This window comes from Actinoalloteichus caeruleus DSM 43889, assembly GCF_000429185.2.
GTDB classification, from domain to species: Bacteria; Actinomycetota; Actinomycetes; order Mycobacteriales; family Pseudonocardiaceae; genus Actinoalloteichus_B; species Actinoalloteichus_B caeruleus.
The window spans coordinates 5,581,056-5,602,547 of the sequence record NZ_AUBJ02000001.1 but is presented as its reverse complement, the minus strand read 5'-3'; the positions used below and the strand labels follow the sequence as shown (position 1 = coordinate 5,602,547).

The following is a 21,492-nucleotide window of genomic DNA, read 5'->3' as shown; positions in this document are numbered from 1 at the left end:
CGTGCCGACCAACCAGTTCTCCGGACCGGACCCGCACGTCGCGGCCTCCGCCGGCCACCGCGACGCACCCCCGCGCTACGGCTTCTTCACCGACACCTCGGTGTGCATCGGGTGCAAGGCCTGCGAGGTGGCCTGCAAGGAGTGGAACGCGATCCCGGAGGACGGCCTGGAGCTGACGGGCATGTCCTTCGACAACACCGGCCGGCTGGGAGCGGACAGCTGGCGGCACGTCGCGTTCGTCGAACAGCGCAAACCCCTGGTGGGGCCCCCGCCCGACGAGTCGCACCGGGGTGTGGACGCGCTGGCCGCCGCCGCCCAGGGCGTCACCGTCCCCGAACAGGGCGGGTGGCCGGCGCCGCTGGTCCCCGAACAGCCCGGCCGGGGAGGCGACGGCGGATCGGCGGGCGACACCGACCTGCGATGGTTGATGGCGTCCGACGTGTGCAAGCACTGCACCCACGCCGCGTGCCTCGACGTCTGCCCGACCGGTTCGCTGTTCCGCACCGAGTTCGGCACCGTCGTCGTGCAGGAGGACATCTGCAACGGCTGCGGCTACTGCGTGCCGGCCTGCCCCTACGGGGTCATCGACCAGCGACCGGACGACGGCCGCGCCTGGAAGTGCACCCTGTGCTATGACCGGGTCGGCGTGGGCATGGAGCCCGCCTGCGCCAAGGCCTGCCCGACTGACTCCATCCAGTTCGGGGAACTGGACGAGCTGCGCGAGCGGGCGGCCGCCCGGGTGGAACAACTGCACGGTGACGGCGTCGGTTCGGCCCGGCTGTACGGCCACGACCCGGAGGACGGCGTCGGCGGGGACGGTGCGTTCTTCCTGCTGCTGGACGAACCCGAGGTGTACGGGCTGCCCCCCGACCCGGTGGTGACGACCAGGGACCTGCCCCGGATGTGGGCGCACGTGGGCGTGGCCGCCGCGACCATGCTCGGTGGACTGGCCGCGATGTTCGTCGGGAGGCGGTCATGAGCACGTCGGACGTCACCAGGGACGGCATCAGGGGGGCGCACCCCGGGCGGGAGGCCCGCGTCGGGGGCACCGGGGAACAGCGGTGGCGGCCCCGGGGGCAGCGGACCGCGGCTCCCGAGTACAGCCCGGACTCCTACTACGGGCTGCCCGTGCTGAACCCGCCCCGCTGGGCGGCCACCGACATCGCCGGGTACTTCTTCCTCGGCGGCCTGGCAGGGGGGTCGTCGGTCCTCGCCGCCGGCGGGCACTGGACGAACCGGCCCGGTCTGGCCAGGCCGGCCAAGCTCGTGGCGCTCGGCGCGGTGTCCGGGTCGGTCGTGGCCCTGGTGCACGACCTGGGGCGCCCCGCCCGCTTCCTGAACATGCTCCGCGTCTTCAAGATCACCTCGCCGATGAGCGTCGGCTCCTGGCTGCTGGCCGCCTACGGTCCGGCGGCCGGAGCGGCCGCGATCACGGACCTCACCGGCTGGTTCCCCAGGATCGGGGCGACCGCGACGGCGACGGCGGCCGTGCTGGGACCGCTGGTGGCCGCCTACACGGCCGCGCTGGCCGCCGACACCGCCGTCCCCGCCTGGCATGAGGGCCACCGCGAACTCCCGTTCGTCTTCGTCTCCTCGGCCGCGCTGGCCGCCTCGGGTGCGTCGATGATCGCCGCGCCGACCGCCCAGACCGGGCCGGCCCGCCGCGCGGCGGTCCTCGCGGCGGCGGGCGAGCTCGCCGCCACCGCGCGCATGGAACGGCGGATGGGCATGGTCGCCGAGCCCTACCGCACCGGGTGGGGCGGCCGGTTGATGAAGGCGGCGAAGGCGTTGACCGTGGCCGGTGCGGTCGGCGGCGCGCTCCTCGGCCGCCGGAGCCGGGTGGCGGCGGGCGTGTGCGGCGCCGCGCTGCTCGTCGGATCGGCCTGCACCCGGTTCGGCGTGTTCCACGCCGGGATGGAGTCGGCGCGCGATCCGAAGTACACGGTCGAACCGCAGCGAGCGCGGGTGCGGGAACGCGCGGCGCGGGCCGCGGAGGAGAACGTCGCCTGATCCGACATGCCACCTCGCCCTCGCGGTGCGGGGAGGCGGCAGTCGGCGGTGGAGTCGTGCCGGTGTCCATCGTGGTCCGCTGGTGTGCCGCCCCGGCCCCGGGCAGCGGTGGGTTGGTCCTCGGTACCCGCCCCCTCAGGACGGCGGGAGGGACTGGCCGAACGGGCCGAACGGGGCCGAACGGGCCTCGGCACCGGACCCGCGCACCAGGAACGCCGTCCCCGTCGCCCCGTCGCCCCGTCGCCCTCGGCCGAGCACGGCGGGACTCACCCGCGACGGGGAGCGGTACGCGAGGAGGGGGCGCCGGGTCTCCCCCGACGCCCACGCACCCCGCCGTCCGGGACTCGGACGACGTCACCTCCACCGGCTCACAGGTCAGGTCGGTGCACCAGCTGGACGGCGTTGAGCACCGGCGGCTCGTAACCCCGCCGGGCGAGGAAACGCAGGTCCACCGACCCGCCCTCCTCCACGGTGACCGTGGTGGTGTGCTCGTCGGCACGCAGTCCCCCGACCGCTTCGGCGATGTCGTGGCCGACGAGCACGTACCGCCCGTTGAGCTGGACGTCGAAACGACGCCAGTCGAGGCGGGGGGACCGGTCGAGTTCGGCGAAACCGAGCGTCAGTTCGTAGGTCCCGGCCGGCAGCGCGTCGAAGCGGTAGCCCTCCAGCCCCACGAGTTGACTCCGGTAGACCGCGTCCTCCCGGGTGTCCCGGATGTCGACCGACTCGTCGACCTCGGCGGTCGTGACGTCGTCACCGAGATACCCGAAGGAGCCCGTCTGGTACGCCTGGTCGGCGACCCACTCGATGCCGGTCGAGTCGGTGTGCGCGGCACCGGCGGGGTTCACCGCCTGCCAGTGCGCGGACACGACGAGCCGCACCGGCACCCGCAGCACCGCCTGCCGGCCACCGTTGGTCCGGAAGGCCACCACCCCCTCGTGGACACCAGGGGCGAGCCCGCCGGTGTCGACCTCCAACCCGAGGGTGACCGCCCGGCCGGGCCGCAGCTGTCCACTGGTGAGCTCGTGGGACAGCCAGGGCACCCCGATGGCCCTGGAGGCGGGGCCCGCCTCGGGGTCGGGCGTGAGTTCCCAGGTCAGCAGCTCGGTGCCGACGTTGGTCACGGTGATCTCGGCCTCCCGGGTGGTGTCCCCGGGCAGCAGCCACTCCAGCCGGTCGACGCTGGTGGCGCCCCGGCTGGTGCGCAGCGTCGCGTCGTGGCTGACCCGTTCCCCGGACTCGCCCACGTAGGCGGTGCCGGTGGTCGCGACGTAGTTCTCCTTGCTGACCGCCACCGTGTAGTAGCCGAGGGGCAGCTGCCTGCGGTACGTGCCGTCGTCCCCGGTGCGTGTGGTCGACACGACCTCACCGCGCTGGAGGAACTCGACCAGCGCCCCGGCCACCGGCCCGCCGTCGTTGCCGTCGACGACGGCACCGGTCACGAACCCGCTGTCGGGCAGGCTGAAGGTGATCGAGCTGCCTGACCGCAGGCTGGCCGCGTTGTGGGAGAACTGGAGGGCGACGGTCCCCGAGGCGTTCTCGATGCCGACCGTCGCGGAGGCGCCCCGCTCGATGGCGTCGTCCTCGCCCAGGTCGCGGTAGTCGAAGACGATGTCACCGCCCTCGTGGAGCGTCACCCCGAAGTCCACCCGCCGGGAGCCGCTGCCGAAGAACGTGAGTTCGCGCCACTCCACGAGGAAGGTCCTGTTCGGGGCCTCCCCGGCCGTCCGGGTGTAGATGCCGGAGTTCGCGTCGGCATTCAGGTCGTCCCAGAACGGGTAGACGGCGGCGTTCGGCGCCGAGGCGCTGGGCAGCGCCCCGTTCAGGAACGCCGTCGCCGGGCCCTCGAAGGCGAGGAAGCCGTTGGTGGAGACGGCCGCGCTGCCGTAGGTCTCGCCGTAGAAGTCGAAGTCGAAGGGCAGGTCGACGGTCTCCGAACGGTCGTCGCCGGTCAGCGCCAACCTGGTCTCGCCCTCGGTGTAGTCGCCCTGGCCGACCCGGCAGGAGTGCCCGTACTCGTCGGTGACGTCGGGCAGCCGGAAGTTCAGCACCCTGGTGAAACCGGAGACGACGGTCTCGCGGGTCACCGGTTCGACGCAGGCGGAGCCGGCCGCGGTGAGGGCGTAGCTGCCCTCGGGCACCGCGTCGAAGGCGTAACCGCCCTCGTCGTCGGTGGTGACGGCGGGCAGGACGTGGTCGTCGAACACGACCGTCGCACCGGGCAGCGGTGCGCCCCTGGCGTCGGTCACCTCACCCACCAGCGACCGCGTCGGCACGGGGTCGAGTTCGAACTCCAGGGACGTGGTCTCGTCGAGCGAGACCGTGGCGGTGCTGGTGGACTCGCCGTAGCCGAAGGCCGACACGGTGACCTCGTACTCCCCGACCGACACCGTCGCGGAGAACCGGCCCTCCGCGTCGGCGGAGGTGGCGCGCTCCAGCGGGCCGGCCAGCGAGACGCGGGCCCCGGCCACCGGGTCCCCGGTGGCGGAGTTGGTGACGCTGCCGGCGAGGACCCCGGTGTCGCCGCGGGGCGCCGCGCCGACCGCCGCGAGCACGTCGAGCTTGCCGTGGCCCCAGACGTTGTTGTTCTCCGGAGTCCCACCGCAGCTGGTGTCGTCCACCGCGATGGCGCTGCCGTTGAGCAGGTCCCGGGTGGACTCGACGTCCCCGACGAGGCTGGGCGCCGAGGACCACAGCAGCGCGACGGCACCGGCGACGTGCGGCGCGGCCATCGAGGTGCCGCTCTTGAGCCCGTAGGAGCTGTTGGGGGTGGCCGACCGGACGCTCACGCCGGGGGCGGAGATGTGCGGTCGGATCTCACCGTCGAACCCGGGTCCCCGGCTGGAGAAGCTGGCGATCGACCCGGTGGACCCGTAGGCGCCGACGCCGTAGGAGTACCGGGAGTCGGCTGGCGACCCTGCCGTGTCGCAGCTGGGCCCGGAGTTGCCGTTGGAGAACAGCCCGAAGATTCCGGAGGCGTTCCAGGCGGCGACCACGTCGTCGTACCAGGGGTCGATGATCGGCCCGTTGGAGGCGCCCCAGGAGTTGTTCACCACGTGGGGGCGCAGGTCGGCACGCGGGTTCTCACCGGCCAGGTCGGTGGGGGCGAGCATCCACTGCCCGGAGGCCAACAGCGAGGCGTCGGTGCACCCGTTGGCCTCGCAGCCCTTCGCCGCGATCCACTGGGCACCGGGCGCGACGCCGATCTGGTTGTCCCCACCGTCGTCACCGGTCATGGTGCCGGTGACGTGGGTGCCGTGGCTGTTGTTGTCGCAGGGGGCGGGGGAAGGGCTGCCGCAGACCGAGGCCGGGTCGAACCAGTTGTGGTCGTGGTCGAAGCCGGATCCCAGATTGCCCCGGTAGCTGTCCACGAGGGCGGGGTGGTCGTACTGGGCCCCGGTGTCGATGCTGCCGACGGTGATGCCCTCACCCCGGACGCCGTAGTCGCTCCACACGGCGTCGGCGTTGATCTCGGCGACCCCCCACTCCAGGGCGTCCACCGACACCCGGGCTGGCCGTTCCTCCACCGGTTCCGGCGCGTCGAGGGTGACGGGCAGGGTGACCCGTGAGACACCGGAGGACCGGTCGAGCCCGGTCAGCAACTCCCGGGTGGCGTCGCGGACCAGGACGCGGTTGGAGATCCAGAAGGAGCTGAACTCGGCATCGGCCTCGGTCAGATGCCCGATCACCTGCTTCTGGGTTCGGGCCGCGTGGTCGCGCAGGGCCGACACGACCGCCTCGCCCCGTTCCACCCAGCCGGTGGTCTCGGCGGCGGCGCTGAGGTCGGCCCGGTCCTCCAGGACGAGCCAGACGTCGGAGCTGCCCTTGGCATCCAGGGCACGGGTGACGGCGGAATCGACGGAGAGGACGTCGCCGGCGGCGTCATCCTGGGCCGAGGCGGCCGGGGGCACGACGAGCGCTGCCGTGATCGCGGTCAACGCCGTGACGGCGGTACCGGCTCGGCCTCGGGACGTTCTGACGGAGTTGCGTTCCCGGCTGGCGGGACTACGTCTGTGGGACACCAACCCTCCTCGAACAGGACGGCGCCCGGCTTCGGGAATTCGGAGCCGGGCCTGTGGTCCCTTCGAGCTAACCGACGAATCCGACGACGCCACAAGAAGCCATTCAGCCCAACGGAGCGAATTCGTCGCCGCCGACGAGAACGAATTGTTTCCGCCACATAAACTGTTTAAGTTCGTTGACCTGCCCGGCGCGTACGCCCATGTGAGGGCGACCGCCAGGAACGCCGGATCGGAACGGCGAAATCCAGGCCGAAATGGACGACCGATAGTGAACTCAACGACATTCTTTCACCCGAACGACGGCTGTTCACCTCGTTACCGACGGAGCGGCCAACGCGAACGGTCACCAGGGAGCAGCGGATCCCGAATCCCCGGGTCGGTGATTCACCAACCTCGACGACAACGGACCGGCGGCCGCCACCGGGGCCGGGAAGCCCTCGTTCCGACGAGCGGAACTGGAGCGGCGGCACCCGCGGACCGGGGTGCGCCGTACCGCCGGCCCCGCCCTCACCGGTCGTCCCGCCGCCCGGCGCCCCGGTCCGGCGCGGCGACGGCCCTCGGGTAGCTGACGCCGGTGAGACGTTCCGAGGCCGCCCACAGCCGCGCCGCCAGCTCGCGGTCCGCGAGACGACCGGTGAGGGGTGTCGCGGAGGGCGGTCGCCGGCCCGCTCCGGGGCCCGTCATGACGTCGGGTTCGGGCTCCGGCCCCACCGCCGCGTGGAGCAGGGGCCGCGCACCCTCCTCCACGCTCCTGCCGAACAGCTGGGCGGGCGTGGCGAACGCCAGTCGCGCCACCACCGAGGTCACCCGGCCGTGGATGGGAGTGCGGGTCATCCCCGGATGGGCCAGCACGCTGCGCACCGGGGAGCCGCCGTCACGCAGCAACCGGTCGAGTTCGGCGCCGAAGAGGACGTTGGCCAGTTTGGAGCGCGCGTAGGCGCGGGCTGGGGAGAGGTGGGTGTCCAGCCGGTCCGGGTCGAGCCGGCCGTACCGGGCGAAGTCGGAGGCCACCGTGAGCACCCTCGATCCGCTCCCCCGCTCCAGCACCGGCATCAGCAGCCCGGTGAGCACGAAGTGGCCGAGGTGGTTCACCCCCAGCGCCCCCTCGAAACCCTCGACCGTGGGCGGCGCACCGGCGAAGCCGACTCCCGCGTTGTTGACGAGCAGGTCCACCCCGTGGTGGTCGGCGGCCAGAGCGGCGGCGAAGGAACGCACCGAGGCGAGGTCACCGAGGTCGAGCTGCCTCACCTCGGTGTCACCCACCAGTTCCGCGCTCGCCGCTCGCCCCCGGGCGAGGTCCCGGACGGCGAGGACCACGTGGGCTCCGCGCTCGGCGAGCACCCGGGCCATGACATGGCCAAGTCCGCTGGTGGCTCCGGTCACGACGGCGGTGCGACCACGCAGGTTCGGGATGTCCCGGGGGCTCCGGCGCGGGGACGAGGGAAGCATGGGTTCTCCTCGGGTAGAGGGACGTCACGTTCCCACGCTACCGCACAAACGGATAGGTCTATCTATTCGGATGACCCCATCAGTTCTCGGGTCGTAGTCCCGCGACCAGGATGCCCAGGTACAGCCCGGCGCGGTCGTCGACCTCGGTGCCCGCGCGTACCGCCTCCTGCGTACCGATCAGCAGACGGCGCACGTCGTCGGGAGTGATCTCCGGCCGCACCACGCCAGCCCGGATCGCCCGCTCCAACAGCGCCGCCAGCGCCGCCAACAGCTCCCGCACCCGCTCCCCGGTCTCCACGCAGGCGAACGCGGGACGGGTCAACACCAACCGGAGCCCCTCGTCGGCCAACTGCCCGCGCAGCACGCCCTCGAGGAACGCCACCAGCGCCGCCGCCGGGTCGGCCATGGACACCGCCGCCCGCGCCGACTCCACCAGCGCGTCCAGCGACCCCGCCACCAGCGACTCCAGCAGCGCCCCGCTGGTGGGGAAGTGCCGGTAGACGGTCCCCACCCCAACCCCGGCCCGCCGGGCGACGACGTTGAGCGGAAGACCGCCATCCCCCTCCCGGACCAGCTCGCGCGCGGCATCCAGGATCCGGTCGCGGTTGCGGGCCGCGTCCGCCCGCAACGGCCCGGGATGCACCGAGAAGGACTGCTCGCTCATGGCGCCGACGGTAGTCCGCGCCCGCCGGGGTTCGACCAACACCGAGCCCCCACCGGACCGGAGGGCACCCGGGGCTGGTGGGAGCCAGGACCTGGAGGCCGCGGCGGCCGGCCCAGGGACCGCTGCCCCGGACCGGCACCTCCTGTCGGTACCGGGGCGCCAGCCCCGCGCGGGAAGGACCGGACGGAGAGATCCCGGTACACCGCGACCGCCTCCGTGGACAGCATCGAAGGACGGGACCGGGCGTGGAGCGTCGACCTGCTCGGCGAGGACGGCGTCCACGGGATGCCTCGGATGCGCGAACGGATCCGGGAGGAGCCCGCGTTCCGCCAGTTCGGCGGGACCGCACCGGTGACTGGCACCCGCGGACGCGCCGCATCGTCGCGGGGCACAGCCACCCGTCGCCGTATGGCTGGCGTGCGCATGGGGGCGAAGGATGGACGCCCGCATCTGGCTCGAGGTTGTCCGAGGCCGGCCTGATCCACCACGTCACCGACTACTGGTCGGAGTCCTACGACCCACCCTCCGGGCAGGACCACCACTGGGAGCGCGGGCCTCCCCGCGGGGAGCGCGACCGGGCGTGGAGCGTCGAACGTGTTCCGCCCCGACCCCGGACTCCCCACAGCGATCCCACACGAAAAAACCCCAGGCCGCGACCTGGGGTACTGCTCCTCCGGTTGGACTCGAACCAACAACCCTTCGGTTAACAGCCGAATGCTCTGCCAATTGAGCTACGGAGGACCGTCTTCTGTTGTCGTCGGACTCGGTGCCCGACTGGTGAATACCTTAGCGCACCCCGGAAACCCCGAGGAACGCACCCCCCTACCCAGCGCCTACCCAGCGCGCGACCAGGCACGACGGGCACAGTCGGGTGCCGGAGCCCGTCAGTCGCAGCGCCCACGCCCCGCCGGCCCGCTGGCCGCCTCGGGTGTCGGGATGATGCTGATGGCACCGGAGGTCTCCAGCACCGCGTACCGGATCTGGTGCAGGCCGTGCACGCCCTGGCGTTCCCGCGCCGCCGTGAGGATGTCGTCGACGGTGATGTGCTGGGCTGCCAGGTGCCTGTCGACGGGCTTCCCGTGGTCGACCAGGACGAGGGGAGCCCCCTGGAGCACGCGGTCCACCGGCCGGAACCGCCACCGCAGGTAGTCGGCCGTGCGGTCGACGAACATCAACGTCGTGATCACCAGCAGGGCGGTCGTGATCGAGAAGTCATCCCCGATGAGCGCCTGCTGGGTCGCCTCGCTGATGATGAGCAGCAGGATCAGGTCGAGGGTGCTGACCTGGGCCAGGGTGCGCTTGCCGGTGAGGCGGAGCAACACCAGGATGCCGAGGTACACGGCGGTGGTGGCGAGGACTGAGTGCACGGTTCCCTCCTCCGGATGTGCCCGACCAGGGGCTCACGGGTAGACGAACTGCCAGAACTCGACGCGGTCCCCACCCGGGACGCTCACCCATCCGGACCGGGCGCCCGCCCCCTGCGGAGCGAGGTCGAAGGTGACGCCGACCTCCGCTCCCTCCCCGACGAGGAAGTCGAACCGGACCGACCCCTCGGACGCCGTGACCTCCGAGGGCTCCGGATCCAATGACTCGACCTGGTTGTCGGACAGGTACGAGGCCGACACGAGCACCGCGACCGTCTCGGCCCCGTTCGGCACCGGAACCCGGAGCCGCAGGTCGTTCTGCCCCGTCGCCCGGCTGAAGCGGTCGTACTCGATGGCCAGGCCGCTGCCGACGTCCCGCGCGGTCGCGTCGCTCAGCGGCCCTCCTCCCCAGCCGCCGAGGAGGCCCACCAGGACGATGACGCCCATCACCAGCCAGCCACCGTTCTGGGCGAGTTTCTCCCAGCGCAGGGACCCCGACCGGTGGTTCACCGGCCAGTTGGGAGGAGAGTCCTCGCCCGCGCCCACCACACCTCCCCGCCCCTCGCCGGGTCGACAGACCGCGTCCAGGCGCGGATACCCCTGCCGCCCCTGGGAAGCACCTCCCGGCGGCGAACTTCACCCCCAGAGGTGACGGCGCGACCCTCGGCCGGCCAGCCACGCCGGGCTGGGGCGGCGGAGCGACCAGGCCGGGCCGCCGGCCCCCGCGCAGGACACCACGGCGGTCAGGCGTCACGGACCTCCACCCGATCACCGTCCAGGCACACCCCCACCCGGTGGCACCGCTCGGGCGCCCCCGCCGACCAGCAGGAACGGTTGTCCTCCGCGACCACCACCTCCGAGGGGTGCACCCGCAGCCGCCGGGCGAGGTGGTCCTTCACCGCCACACGGACCAGCCGCGCCGGTCCGCGCAGGTCCGGTGGAAGCCCGTAGAGCCCGGCCACCGTGCCCGGCAGGAGGTCCGCCGCGTCCACGTCGACCGCCGACAGCACGGTCGCCTCCCCGTCGGTGCGCGACAACCCGAGCCCGCCGGCGTAGCGGCGCAGGTGCAGGAAGGCGCGCCGGTCGCGCAACGGCGACTCCGGGGGGAGCCCCGTCTCCACCAGCACGTCGACCATGCGGACGGCGACCAGCACGGCGCCGTCCGCACCGGTGAGCTGGATGTCGAAGGTGGGCAGCGCCGGGCCGGCCGGGAACCCCACGAACCGCACCTCCAGCCCCAGCCGGCCCACGTCCGGCACCTCCCCGAACAGGTCGAGGGACTCCACCCGATGGGGGAAGCAGACCGCCGAGCGGCTGACCTCGGGCGCCCACCGCCACAGCTCCTGGTGCGGGATGGCCTGGGGCAGGGTGTCCAGCACGCCCTGGTGCAGGTGGCCCCGTGGTACCGATCCGGCCGTCGGGTCCACCACCGCCGAGGCGCCGGTGGAACCGAGGGACAGCGACCGCAGGTAGTGGAAGCTGGGGCCGTGGAAGAGCGCCCCGGACTCGTAGGGGTTGGGTTGCGCGACGGCGTCCACCAACGGCGCGAACGGCTCGGGCGGTGGACCCGGTCGGGCGCCCACCCGGACCGTGCTCGTCGCCACCGGCTCGAAACGGGACAGCTCCGCCGTCCTCGCCTCCCGCCAGACGGCCAGCTCGGCGGAGTACCCGTCGGGCCCTCGGGCGACGGAGGTCCGCAGCCGCAGCGGCCCCGTGACGGGTGTCCACCTCCTGAGCTGCACGCCACGCAGGGACAGCACCCGTTCACCGGTGTGCTCGGCGACCGCGCCGGCGAGCCGGTCGACGGTGGACATCATCGGCAACGCCGGGAGCACCCAGGTGGGCCGGTGGTCGTCCAGCCACCCGTCCGTGGCCGGGTCCAGGACCTCCTCCCGGACCGCGACGGCGGCGTCCACACCTGCGGCCACCCCGGCGGAGGGGGGACGCGGCGGTGTCCGAACCAGGCCCGACGCGGCCGGCGCACCGGCGCCACGGCCCGACCGGGCACCCCCTCCGGGCCCCGGTCCGCCAGCCGACCCACCCCCGGGATCCCCCTCGACGATGCGCATCCCGAGGTCACGCACGTGGTAGATGCGGCGGCCGTCCACCCACAACCAGGCCTCGGCGGTCGCGTACACGCCGCGCTCGTCCACCCCGACGTCGAGCACGTCCATCTCCACCGTGACGACCCGGTCGGTCGGCAGGACCTGCCCCCGGTAGCGCCAGTTCACCCGGTGGCCCAGCCGCACCGGTTCGAACCGGGGACTGGTCACCGCCGGTTCCACCGTCCGCAGCAGGTAGTACTGGAGCAACTGGCACATCGCCTCCACCCCGAGCGAACCCGGTTGGACGGGGTCCTGGAAGAAGTGGGCCTTGAAGTACCAGGCGTCGGCGACGATGTCCTTCTCGGCGCGCAACCGTCCCAGGCCCGCCGAACCGCCCTCCGGCCAGAACCCCGTCACCCGGTCGAGCGAGCGCAACATCGGACCGGCCAGCCGCAACGCGCCGGGCCGGTCGCTCCACTCGGCGAGGTGGACGACCGCGTCCCCGGGGAGCAGCATCCGATCCCGGTCCCGTTGGCTGGCCGGCAACCCGGGCTGCTGCTGGAAGGAGTCCTCCGGGAAGAACCCGAAGACCGCCGTGCCGGTGAACACCGCTCGTCCCTCCACCGAGGAGGCGAAGGAGAACGACAGGAGGGTGATCTCCCCGGCCCGCGAGTGGTTGGTCACCTCGATGGTGGTCGCCACCACGTCACCGGGCCGGACCTCCCCGACGACCGTGCCCTCGCCGTCGAGGTTCCGGAAGAAGACCTCGACCGAACCGACCAGCGTGGGCCGGGCCAGCTGGACGGCCAGGACCCCGCACCCCTGGAGGGCGACCTCCATCAACGCCGCCATCGGCATCGTCGGGCACCCGTTCTGCTCGAAGTACCACGCCCGGTGGGGCGCGTCGTACTCCACGGTGAGCCCGGTGGGCACGTCGCCGGCGTCGCCGGCGAACTCGGTCACCCTGCTCAGGAAGTTGTACGGCGGCCCCGGGAAACGGGGTGTGCGGCGCGCGTCCAGCGCCGCGAAGCCCGGCCCCAGCGCCTCCGAGGGACGCCCCCAGGCGCCGGTGAGCAGGGCGGCGTACCCGAAGGACAACTCCCCCCACCGCGCCGGCGGCACCGGGTCCCGGTGGTCGCGCAGCCCGCCGAGGTCCACGAGGGGGACCGGGGCGCCGGTGGTCTGGGCACGAGGTGGGCCCAGGTGCCGCCAGTGGTCGAGGGGCCAGTCCGGCACCAGGCGCAGCGCGAGGTCACGGGCGTGGAACGCCATGACGCCGTCCACCCAGCACACGACGTCGGCCATCAGCGCGGGTTCGGGTTCCCCGGTCACCGACGACACGAACACCTCGTACCGCAGCCGCGTGCTGTCCGGGGTGACCTGACCCCGGCAGCGCATGGTCACCGGGCGACCCGTCACCGGTTCGAAGCGCCACCCGTCCCGACGGAGCGTGAGCCCCAGCGCCGTGAGGTGGAACGCCATCGCCTGGAGGCAGCCCTCCAGGATCAGGCTGCCGGCCATGCACGGGTCGTGGGGGAAGTGACCGTCGAAGAACCAGTCGTCCGGCCGAACCGGCGTCTCCGCCCGCAGGTACCCCGCCCCCCACGGCCCACCGTGGGGGTCCAGTTCGGTGACCTCGCCGAGCAGGAGGGTCCGCGCGTCGGTGATCCTGGGCGTCCGCACGTGCGCCGCCGCCAGCGCCCAGCCGGGGCCGAAGCAGTCGACGGGCCGCCCCTCCGCCCACGCCAACACCGCGTCCCGGTCGAACCGGCCGGCCGGGGACACCGGAAGCGGCCAGGTCACCGGCCTGACGGCCGAGGGATGGTGCCGCTCGGGCTCCCACCGGGTCGGGCCGACCCCGGCGAGCTCCTCGTCGGTGAAGAACCCGGCCCGCGCCTCGCGGACCGTCACCCTCAGTTCGTCACCGGCATGGCAGTCGTAGTGGAAGAAGAACAGCCGGGTGCCGGCGTGTTCGGCGTGCCGGTCGACGTGGATGTCGTAGCGCAGCGTCTCCCCCGGCCGCGGGAGCGGGCCGTGGAAGGTCACCTCGCAACCGAGCAGCCGGTAGACCCGTTCGCCCCGGTTGAGCAGGTCGACGCCCAGCCAGCTGATCAGCAGCAGGTCGGCCTGGCCCGCCTCGATGACCATCCCGGCGGTCATCCGCCCGGCCGGGTCGAGGCACCAGCTGTCCAGTCGGACGTCGGTCTCGGTGCGGATCGAGCCCAGCCCCATCGTGCCCGGCTCCCCGTCGAGCCCGGTGACCCGGTCCACCAACAACAGCGGACCGCTCGGCAGCCGTACCCACCGTGAGAAGCGGTCCTGGGCGGCGAAGAGCGGACCGAAGTGGCGGGACAGCGGTTCGATGGCCATCCGTTCCAACTGGGCGCGGCCGAACAGCGGGACCGACGGCGTGACGGGACCCGACGGCGCGACCGCGCCACGGGCACCCCGCTCCACGGGCTGGCCCCACGGCTCGGGTGCCGGGCTGTCCGAGCGGACCAGGTCCGTGAGGTGTCCCACGGCCGCGCCGAGGTCCACCGCACCTCCGGGGGCGAGCGTCCCTCCCTGGGTCGCTGACGCCCCGGCCAGTCGCACCACCGACCACAACCCCCTCTCCCGACCGCGCAGGAACGCGTGGTGCGCGGCGGTGAGAGCCGCGAGGTGCCGCCGGTGCGCCTCCACCAGCCGTGAGCGGAGCCCCGCCGCCAGCACGAGCGGTCGCGCGTCCGGGTCGGCGTCCCACACCTCCTCCGAGTCCGACCTCGGCGCCGCCGACGACCCGGTGGTCCTCCCGACCGACGCGCGCGAGGCGGGCACGTCGGATCGCCGGGTCGCTCCCGGTGCGGGCGCCGACAGGCCAGCCCCGGTGATCGGCGCGGGTCCAGCCGCCGGCGAGCGCGGCCCGCCGTGGACAGGCCCTCCCACCACCGGCGACGAGTTCGCGGCCGGGGGCACCCACGGCGCTGGCAGCATCGTTCCGGCCGCGTCCGCCACCGCGACCGGGACGGCCGCACCGTCTCGGACCGGTGGCCCCTCCGGCCCTGCCTCGGGTGCCACGGGGCCGTCGGCGCGGCCCTCGGCGTGACCGGTCGCCCTCCCGGCGGGTGCCGACCGTCCGCCGCCACCGCCGCCCACCGACACGGGCTCGACGACACCCCGCGCCAGCCGGAGCCCGGCGGCGAGCAGCTCGGCGGCCACCCGGTCGAGCTGGCGCACCGCGCGACCCGGCGACCCGTCCAGGGCCACCGCGAGGTGGTCCCGTCCCGCCAGCACCCGGCTGATCCATGCCGTGCACTGGGCACCCGGCCCCTGTTCCAGGAAGAACCGCACACCGTCGGCCCACGCCCGCTCGACCACCTCGGCGAAACGCACCGTTCCCACGGCCTGCGCGGTCAACGCGTCGGCGAACCCCTCCGCCGTCACCGGCACCGGAGCCGCCGCGGCGCCACCGTAGAACCGGACTCCGGGATCGGTGGTGGACCGGTGGTGGTGCCGCCACCACCGGTCCCGGACCTCGACGAGCTCGGGCGCGTGCGCCGCCACCGGGTAGTCCACCGGGATCGCGTGGACACCGCCCATACCGCGCACCACCTCGGCGCAGGCCTCGCTCTCACCGCCGACGACGCAGACGTCCGGCGCGGTCACCGCGAGCAGGTGCACCGCCCGGCGGCCGGCGAGGGCGACGCGCACGGCCTCGGCGGAGGCCAGCACGAGGTAACTGGACCAGCGGGAACCGGGGATCCCCTGGCGACGCCAGGCGCGGCGGACGGCCCGGTACTCACCGGAGAGGTCCCGCGTGAAGAGGGAGTCCCGCGCGGTGTCGGTGAACACCGCCGAGTCCCGCCAGGCACCGAGCGCGACGGGCGCGGTGGCCTCACCCGAGGAGTAGCCGATGGCGGCCTCCGGCCGCAGGCCCCACCGCGTCAGGCAGAACTCGGTGTGCCAGATCGCCAACCGGCCCGCGCCCAGGATGCGGGCGGGCACCCCGGTGGCCACGTCACCGACGGGCATCCCGGTCCGGCGGGACGCCGAGTCCACGACCTCGGGGAAGGCCAGGGCGAACTCCTCCCCCATGCCGGCGTAGCTGGCGGCGGCGTTCGTGTAGACGAAGGCGACCTGCCCGGCCAGGGGAGCGTCGCGGTAGGCCACCCCGGGCGGGCACGGCGCCGGCCCTCCCCCCGCCAGCCACCGACCGGCGGCGTCCTCGTCTCCGTCCCGGAGGACCACCAGCCGGGCCGGGCCGACATCCGACCGGGCCCGGGCGCGCAGTGCCGCCAGCACCTCCGCCCGGTCCCGTCCCGAGTAGACGCGGGACGCCACCGGCCCGAGGAGCGGGGACGCCGGCTCGCCGGTCCCCTCCCGGTCACCACCCACGGCCATCCCCTCACCGCCCCGCCGCGTGCTCGTCCGGGGCGGCGTCCACCCCGAACGCGGCGAGCGTTCCCGGCGCGACGAGCACCACCCGGGTCGCGGCCCCCGACCCGGTCACCTCCTCGGTGAAGGCGGTGGCCCCGGCACCCAGCGGGATCAGGGGCACGCCGGCCCGTTCGAAGCGCTCCGCCAGGGCCGGGCCGACCATCCCGCCGTGCCACGGGCCCCAGGCGAGGGAACGGACCAGGCAGTCGGGCCTGGTGATGCGCTGCGAGGACGCCACCAGGTCGAGGACCTCGTTGGCCATCGCGTAGTCGGCCTGGCCCGCGTTGCCGAAGCACCCGGCGACCGAGGAGAACACGCACAGCAACTCCACGGGGTCGTCCTCCGTCGCGGTCAGCAGGGCGCGCAGACCGCCGACCTTGGTGTCGAGGACCCGGTCGAACTGTTCGTCGGTCTTGTCGGCCAACAGCCGGTCGGCGAGCGTGCCGGCACCGTGCACCAGGCCGGTGATCGGGCCCCAGTCACGGCGCACCTCGTCGAGGGCGGCGGCCACCGCCGCCTCGTCGCGGACGTCGACGCTCAGGTACCGCACCGGTGACCCGAGGGCCCGCAGGTCGTCGAGCGTGGCCCGGATCTCCCGCACCGCGAGCACCCGGCGTGCCTCGGCGGCGAGCTCGGCGGGGGACGGTGGCCCGTCCGCGCGGTCGCCCCACGAGGAGGCGAGCGAGCGGACCAGGTCGGCTTCCTCCGTGGCACCGTCGAGACCCGGCGGTTCCTCCACCAGCTCGGTCCGACCGATGAGGGCCAGGTAGGGCTGGTGCTCCTCGGCCATCGCCCGCATCGCGGCGGCCGTCACCCCGCGCGCGCCCCCGGTCACGACGATCACCGACCCGGGGCCCACCCGGGACTGGTCCACGTCGGGCACGACCGCCGCCGGGACCGGGACGGGAACGACGCGCGACCCGTCCGCCCGGAGCCCCACCGCGGGTGTCGCGCCTCCGACCGTCAGCTCGGTGACGAGGACCTCGGCGATCTGCTCCGGCCCACGGCCGCCCCGCGCGCAGTCGAGGGCCCGCACCGAGGCCAACGGCCACTCCCGCGCGGCCGTCCTGGCCAGCGCGGCCAGCCCGCCCAGCCAGGCCCGGGCCGGATCGCCGCCGTCGAGGCCGAAGTCCCCGCCGGTGTCCTGGACCGTGACCAGCAGTCCACCGCGCTCGGTCGCCCGGGGCGCGAGGCGGCGGGCCGCCGCGAGCGCGGCGCGGCTCACCGCCCTGGCTCGGGTGGGCGAGGTGTCCTCGGTCAGCGCGCCCAGCAGGATCGCCGCCGACGCGGTCTCCGGGACGTCGTCGACCACGGTGGCCTCGATCCCCTGCCGCCGGAGCCGTTCGACCAGCGCCGGCGCGATCCCCCCGCCGTCGTCGGTGACGACGATCGGCGCGTCACCGAGCCGGGGCGTCGGTTCGCCGGGCGCGACCGCCTCCCGGGCCTCGACGACGAACCGGCGCACCAGGTCTGGCGGGGTGGGGGACGGGGACGGCGCGAGGTCGGGCACCTCCTCCACGCGAAGCGAACTTGTCGGAGCCGAGGTGCCCTCGCTGCGCCCCGCCAACCGGTCGGCCACCTCCCGCAGTGTCCGCAGCCGCGCCCACTCGGCGAGTTCGTCCTGGGCGAGCTCGCCGACGAGTTCCCGCAGGGAGGAGAACACCTCCACCTTCTTGATGGAGTCGATGCCGAGGTCGGCCTCGAGCTCCATGTCGAGGTTGAGCACGTCGACGGGATACCCGGTCCGGTCGGCCACCACGGACAGCAGGGTCTCCTCGATCCGCTCCGGGTCCAGCGCGGGGAGGTCCGCGCCGCGGCCGGCCGGGGCGGTCAGCTCGGTTCCCACCGGGGCCGGGCCGGGCTCGGAGGAGGGCACCAGCGGAGCGGCGGCCGGGGCCTGGGGAGCTGGGGCCATTTCCCAGGCCACCTGCGGTTCCCCGACGGCGGGGGCGGCCCGGTGCGCTGGGGTGGTGGCGCGGTGGGGACGGTCGGGCCCCAGGTCTCGCCCCACCGGGCGCCTCGACCGTCGTCCACGGTTCCACGGCGGGCTCCGGGACGCGGTGGGATGGCGGGGTGGGGAGGGTGGCCCGCGTCGACGGGGCTCCGCGGGGCCGGCGGCCAGGGACCGGCCTGCCGCCCGGAGCGGCCTCGCCCCCGGCGAGCAGCGCGGTGAAGGTGGACTCGGCCATCCGGAGGTACGTCAGGTGGCTCTCGGTGAGCATGCGCTGGAAGTCCGCGTGGGCCTGGGCCGTCTGCCGTTGGGCCTCCTCGACGATCCGGAGCCACCCGGAGCCCAGCACGCGCGTCGGCGGTACCAGCGTTCCGGAGAGGACGTCGGGCACGGGCCCGTGCCCGTTGGTCGCGGGCGGCGTGGGCGCCCCGGGTGCGCTCGGCGCGGACGCTCCGGGGGTGGTCGCTCCGGGTGCGGTCGGCGAGTCGACCGGACCGCGCGTCGGCGGGCCGGGGTGCGCGGGGGCGACCGACCGGATCGGCGGACGCGGCGACGGCGGTTCGCCGGGCCCCCACTCCGGCGGGGCGGTGAACCCGCCGCCCGCGCCGACCTCCGCGGCGGGGGCCGGTGTCGCCGGCTCGGCTGGTGGGGCTGGTACCGCGCCGACCCCGGAACCGTTCGAGGGGCCCGGAGGAGCGGTATGGGCCGCCGGTGGACCGGGAAGCTCACCGGAGCCGTCCGGAGGCGGGTAGGGGCGTCCGTAGTTCCCACCGTTGATGCGCACCGTCATCCTGGGCACGACCTCCGTTCCTGTCCGGGTCGGGCCGTAGCCCGCCCACAGCTGTGTGCGGTCCAGTGGGACCCCGGCGACCGCCAGCCGCGCCAGGCCGTCCCACAGCACCCTGACGCCGCACCGCCCTGGTCGGTCCAAGGGCACCGCCAGGTGGTCGCGGTCCGCCAGGACACGCCCCACCAGACCGGTGAGCACCGCCGAGGGTCCGACCTCGACGAAGGTGCGGACACCGGCGCCGTACATCTCCTCGACCACCTGGGTGAAGAGCACCGGCCGGGTCGCCTGCTCCACGAGGCGACGGCGGACCTCGTCCGGCTCCCTCGGGTACGGCCGGGCGTCGGCGCCCCCGAACACCTCGACCCCGGGCGGCCGCGCCTCCATCTCGGCGAGGAAGGCGGCCAGGGGATCTGTCACCGCCGCCACCAGGGGGGTGTGGAACGCCGCCGCCGTCCGCAGGGGTGTCGAGGAGAACCCCTCGGCGGCCAGCGCCGTGGCCAGCTCGGCCACCGCCTCGGTGGCCCCCGCGATCACCACCTGGTCCGGCGCGTTGTGGTTGGCCACCCACACCCGCGAGCCCGGGTGGTCCCCCAACACCGCCGCCACCCGCTCCGCGGGTCCGCTGACCGCCAGCATCACGCCCGGGTCCCCGGGCACCGCCTCCATCAGCTCGCCGCGACGCCGAGCGATCCGCAGCAGGGAGGCGAGGTCGAAGGCGCCGGCGGCGTGCAGGGCGGTGACCTCCCCGAAACTGTGTCCCGCCACGCAGTCGGGACGCAGGCCGACCGAACGCAGCACCCGCAACAGCGCGGCGGAGTGCGCCGCGAGCGCCGGCTGCGCCCACCCGGTGGCGGTCAGCCGCTCCTGCCGCTCGTGGAGTTCGTCCTCGGAGAACGAGGGCGGCGGGAAGACCCGATCGCGCAGCTCCGGCCCGAAGTCGAGATCGGCGGCCTCGTCCCAGGCCTCCCGCCCGGAGGAGAGGTGCACCGCCAGGTCCGCGCCCATGCCGACGTACTGGCTGCCCTGCCCCGGGAACAGGAATCCGACCCGCCCCGGGCTTACCGCTCCGACGCCGTAGTGCCAGCCGGCCGGAGTCGCGAAGGACGAGTCGGGCCGGCGCTCCACGAGGTCGGCCGCCTCGCCGAGCGCGTCGACCCCACCGGCCTCGACGACGACGGCGAGCCGGGCGGGCGCCTCCCGCCGGAAGTCCGCCTGGGACCGGCGCGCGAGGTCCGCCAGCGGCTGGCCGGTGTCCAGGGCGCGGGCCGCCTCGGCCAGCTCCGACGGGCCGCCGGCGGACACCAGGACGAGCTCGGCGGGGCAGGACCGCACCCGCCATGCCGGCCGGCCCCCCGTTCCGACCGGGGGCCGGTACTCCTCCACGGTGACGTGGAAGTTGCTGCCGCCGAAACCGAAACTGGACACCGCGGCCCGCCGGGGGTGGTCAGCCGACCGGACCCAGGGACGGGCTCGGGTGTTCACGTGGAACGGGCTGTCGTCCACGCCCAGCTCCGGGTTGGGCCGGTCCACCTTGATCGTCGGCGGGAGGACACCCTGCTGGACCGCCAGCACCGCCTTGATCAACCCGACCGCGCCCGCCGCGCACTTCGTGTGCCCGATCTGCGACTTGACCGACCCGAGCGCGCACCACTGCCGGTCGACCCGACCGGTCTCCTCGAACACGGCGCGCAGCGCCGTGAACTCGGCGACATCACCCGCCCGCGTGGCCGTGCCGTGCGCCTCCACCAGTTCGACCGTCTCCGGCCCGTAGCCGGCTTCGGCGTAGGCGTGCCGCAGGGCCCGGCGCTGGCCCTGTTCGAGGGGGGCGTAGATCGACGTGCTCCGCCCGTCGGAGGACGCCCCCACTCCCCGGATGAGGGCGTGCACCCGGTCGCCGTCCCGTTCGGCGTCCTCGAGCCGCTTCAGGGCGAGCATGCCCAACGCCTCCCCCAGCATCGTGCCGTCGGCGCGATCCGAGAACGGGCGGCAGTCCCCGGTCAGCGACAACGCCGGGGTCTTGCTGAACCCGACGAACGCGGTGATGTCGTTGAAGGTGTCCACCCCTCCGGTGAGGACGAGGTCCGAACGCCCCAGCCGCAGCTCCGCCACCGCCGAGGCCAGCGCGGCGAAGGAGCTGGCGCAGGCGGCGTCGGTGGTGTGGTTCACCCCGTGCAGGTCGAACCGGTTGGCGACCCGGCCGGCCACGACGTTGGTCAGGCCGCCGGGGAACGTCGACTCCGTCCAGGGCGGGATGAGCTCGGCCACCCGTTCGGCGATGCGCTCGGTGTCGTCCGGGGACAGCCCGTGCTCGCGCATCACCCGGCGCAGCAGCGGCCCCTGCAGGCGGGTCGCCGTGTAGGGGATGAGGTCCAGGGTGGAGGCGCCCAGGATCACGCCGACCCGTTCCCGGTCGACCCCGTCGAGGCCGATCGCGTCGAAGACCTGCCGCGCCACCACGAGGGCCAGCAGTTGCGAGGTGTCGGTGGCCGCGAGGGTGGACGGGGGTATCCCGTAGGACATCGGGTCGAAGTCGACATCGGACAGGAAACCGCCCCGCCGCACGTAGCTGTGGTCGGGCGCCGAGGGGTCGGGGTCGTAGTAGTCCTCGACCAGCCACCGGTCGCGGGGGACGTCGGTGATCAGGTCCCGACGCTCCAACACCATCCGCCAGAAGTCCTCGACCCCGACCGCGCCGGGGGTGAGCACGCCGAGGCCGACGACGGCGATCGGGGGCGTTGCCGGTTCAGATGACATCGTGGGCCTCTCTGTCGGTCCGGCCGG

At 74.2% G+C, this 21,492-nt stretch carries 9 protein-coding genes, 1 tRNA gene and 2 pseudogenes; 2 read left to right on the top strand and 10 right to left on the bottom strand.

The genetic code is table 11. From position 1 onward, the window contains the following. Position 1: 1 nt before the first annotated feature. Together G443_RS22830 and nrfD are read left to right on the top strand one after the other, a co-directional pair. On the top strand, positions 2-979 hold the full coding sequence (locus G443_RS22830) for a 4Fe-4S dicluster domain-containing protein (protein ID WP_081715603.1): 978 nt from the start codon (positions 2-4) through the stop codon (positions 977-979). Then, positions 976-2,010, top strand: coding sequence for an NrfD/PsrC family molybdoenzyme membrane anchor subunit (nrfD, locus tag G443_RS22825; RefSeq protein WP_026419865.1), 1,035 nt, complete (start codon positions 976-978; stop codon positions 2,008-2,010). The genes G443_RS22830 and nrfD overlap by 4 nt, the downstream gene beginning before the upstream one ends. A 368-nt stretch (positions 2,011-2,378) precedes the next feature. Here the strand turns inward: nrfD and G443_RS22820 are convergent, their stop codons facing one another. The 10 genes and pseudogenes from G443_RS22820 to G443_RS25925 form a co-directional block, all read right to left on the bottom strand. Then, positions 2,379-6,032, bottom strand: a complete 3,654-nt coding sequence (locus G443_RS22820) for a S8 family serine peptidase (RefSeq protein ID WP_155886219.1) — start codon at positions 6,030-6,032, stop codon at positions 2,379-2,381. Positions 6,033-6,539: 507 nt separating this feature from the next. Next, a complete protein-coding gene (locus G443_RS22815) occupies positions 6,540-7,481 on the bottom strand; it encodes an SDR family NAD(P)-dependent oxidoreductase (RefSeq protein ID WP_035292713.1) in 942 nt (313 codons plus the stop codon). Positions 7,482-7,560: 79 nt separating this feature from the next. After that, on the bottom strand, positions 7,561-8,145 hold the full coding sequence (locus G443_RS22810) for a TetR/AcrR family transcriptional regulator (RefSeq protein WP_051314202.1): 585 nt from the start codon (positions 8,143-8,145) through the stop codon (positions 7,561-7,563). A gap of 668 nt (positions 8,146-8,813) precedes the next feature. Beyond that, positions 8,814-8,886: transfer RNA gene (locus G443_RS22805), tRNA-Asn, on the bottom strand. Between the two features lie 143 nt (positions 8,887-9,029). Continuing rightward, on the bottom strand, positions 9,030-9,512 hold the full coding sequence (locus G443_RS22800) for a DUF421 domain-containing protein (protein ID WP_026419862.1): 483 nt from the start codon (positions 9,510-9,512) through the stop codon (positions 9,030-9,032). Positions 9,513-9,545: 33 nt separating this feature from the next. Then, positions 9,546-10,055, bottom strand: coding sequence for a hypothetical protein (locus G443_RS22795; protein WP_026419861.1), 510 nt, complete (start codon positions 10,053-10,055; stop codon positions 9,546-9,548). A gap of 197 nt (positions 10,056-10,252) precedes the next feature. Then, positions 10,253-15,934, bottom strand: coding sequence for a hypothetical protein (locus G443_RS22790; protein WP_051314201.1), 5,682 nt, complete (start codon positions 15,932-15,934; stop codon positions 10,253-10,255). A gap of 4 nt (positions 15,935-15,938) precedes the next feature. Beyond that, positions 15,939-17,480, bottom strand: a complete 1,542-nt coding sequence (locus tag G443_RS22785; protein ID WP_253860274.1) for an SDR family NAD(P)-dependent oxidoreductase — start codon at positions 17,478-17,480, stop codon at positions 15,939-15,941. 117 nt (positions 17,481-17,597) lie between these two features. Beyond that, positions 17,598-17,681 (bottom strand): annotated as a pseudogene (locus tag G443_RS25930) (hypothetical protein); the annotation flags it as partial. A gap of 1,210 nt (positions 17,682-18,891) precedes the next feature. Further along, positions 18,892-21,465, bottom strand: a pseudogene (locus G443_RS25925) (beta-ketoacyl synthase N-terminal-like domain-containing protein); the annotation flags it as partial. Positions 21,466-21,492 lie beyond the last annotated feature (27 nt).

Coding starts and splice junctions, on each gene's coding strand:
- G443_RS22790 (WP_051314201.1), bottom strand. CDS start 15,934: ATGGCCGTGGGTGGTGACCGGGAGGGGACCGGCGAGCCGGCGTCCCCG.
- G443_RS22815 (WP_035292713.1), bottom strand. CDS start 7,481: ATGCTTCCCTCGTCCCCGCGCCGGAGCCCCCGGGACATCCCGAACCTG.
- nrfD (WP_026419865.1), top strand. CDS start 976: ATGAGCACGTCGGACGTCACCAGGGACGGCATCAGGGGGGCGCACCCC.
- G443_RS22810 (WP_051314202.1), bottom strand. CDS start 8,145: ATGAGCGAGCAGTCCTTCTCGGTGCATCCCGGGCCGTTGCGGGCGGAC.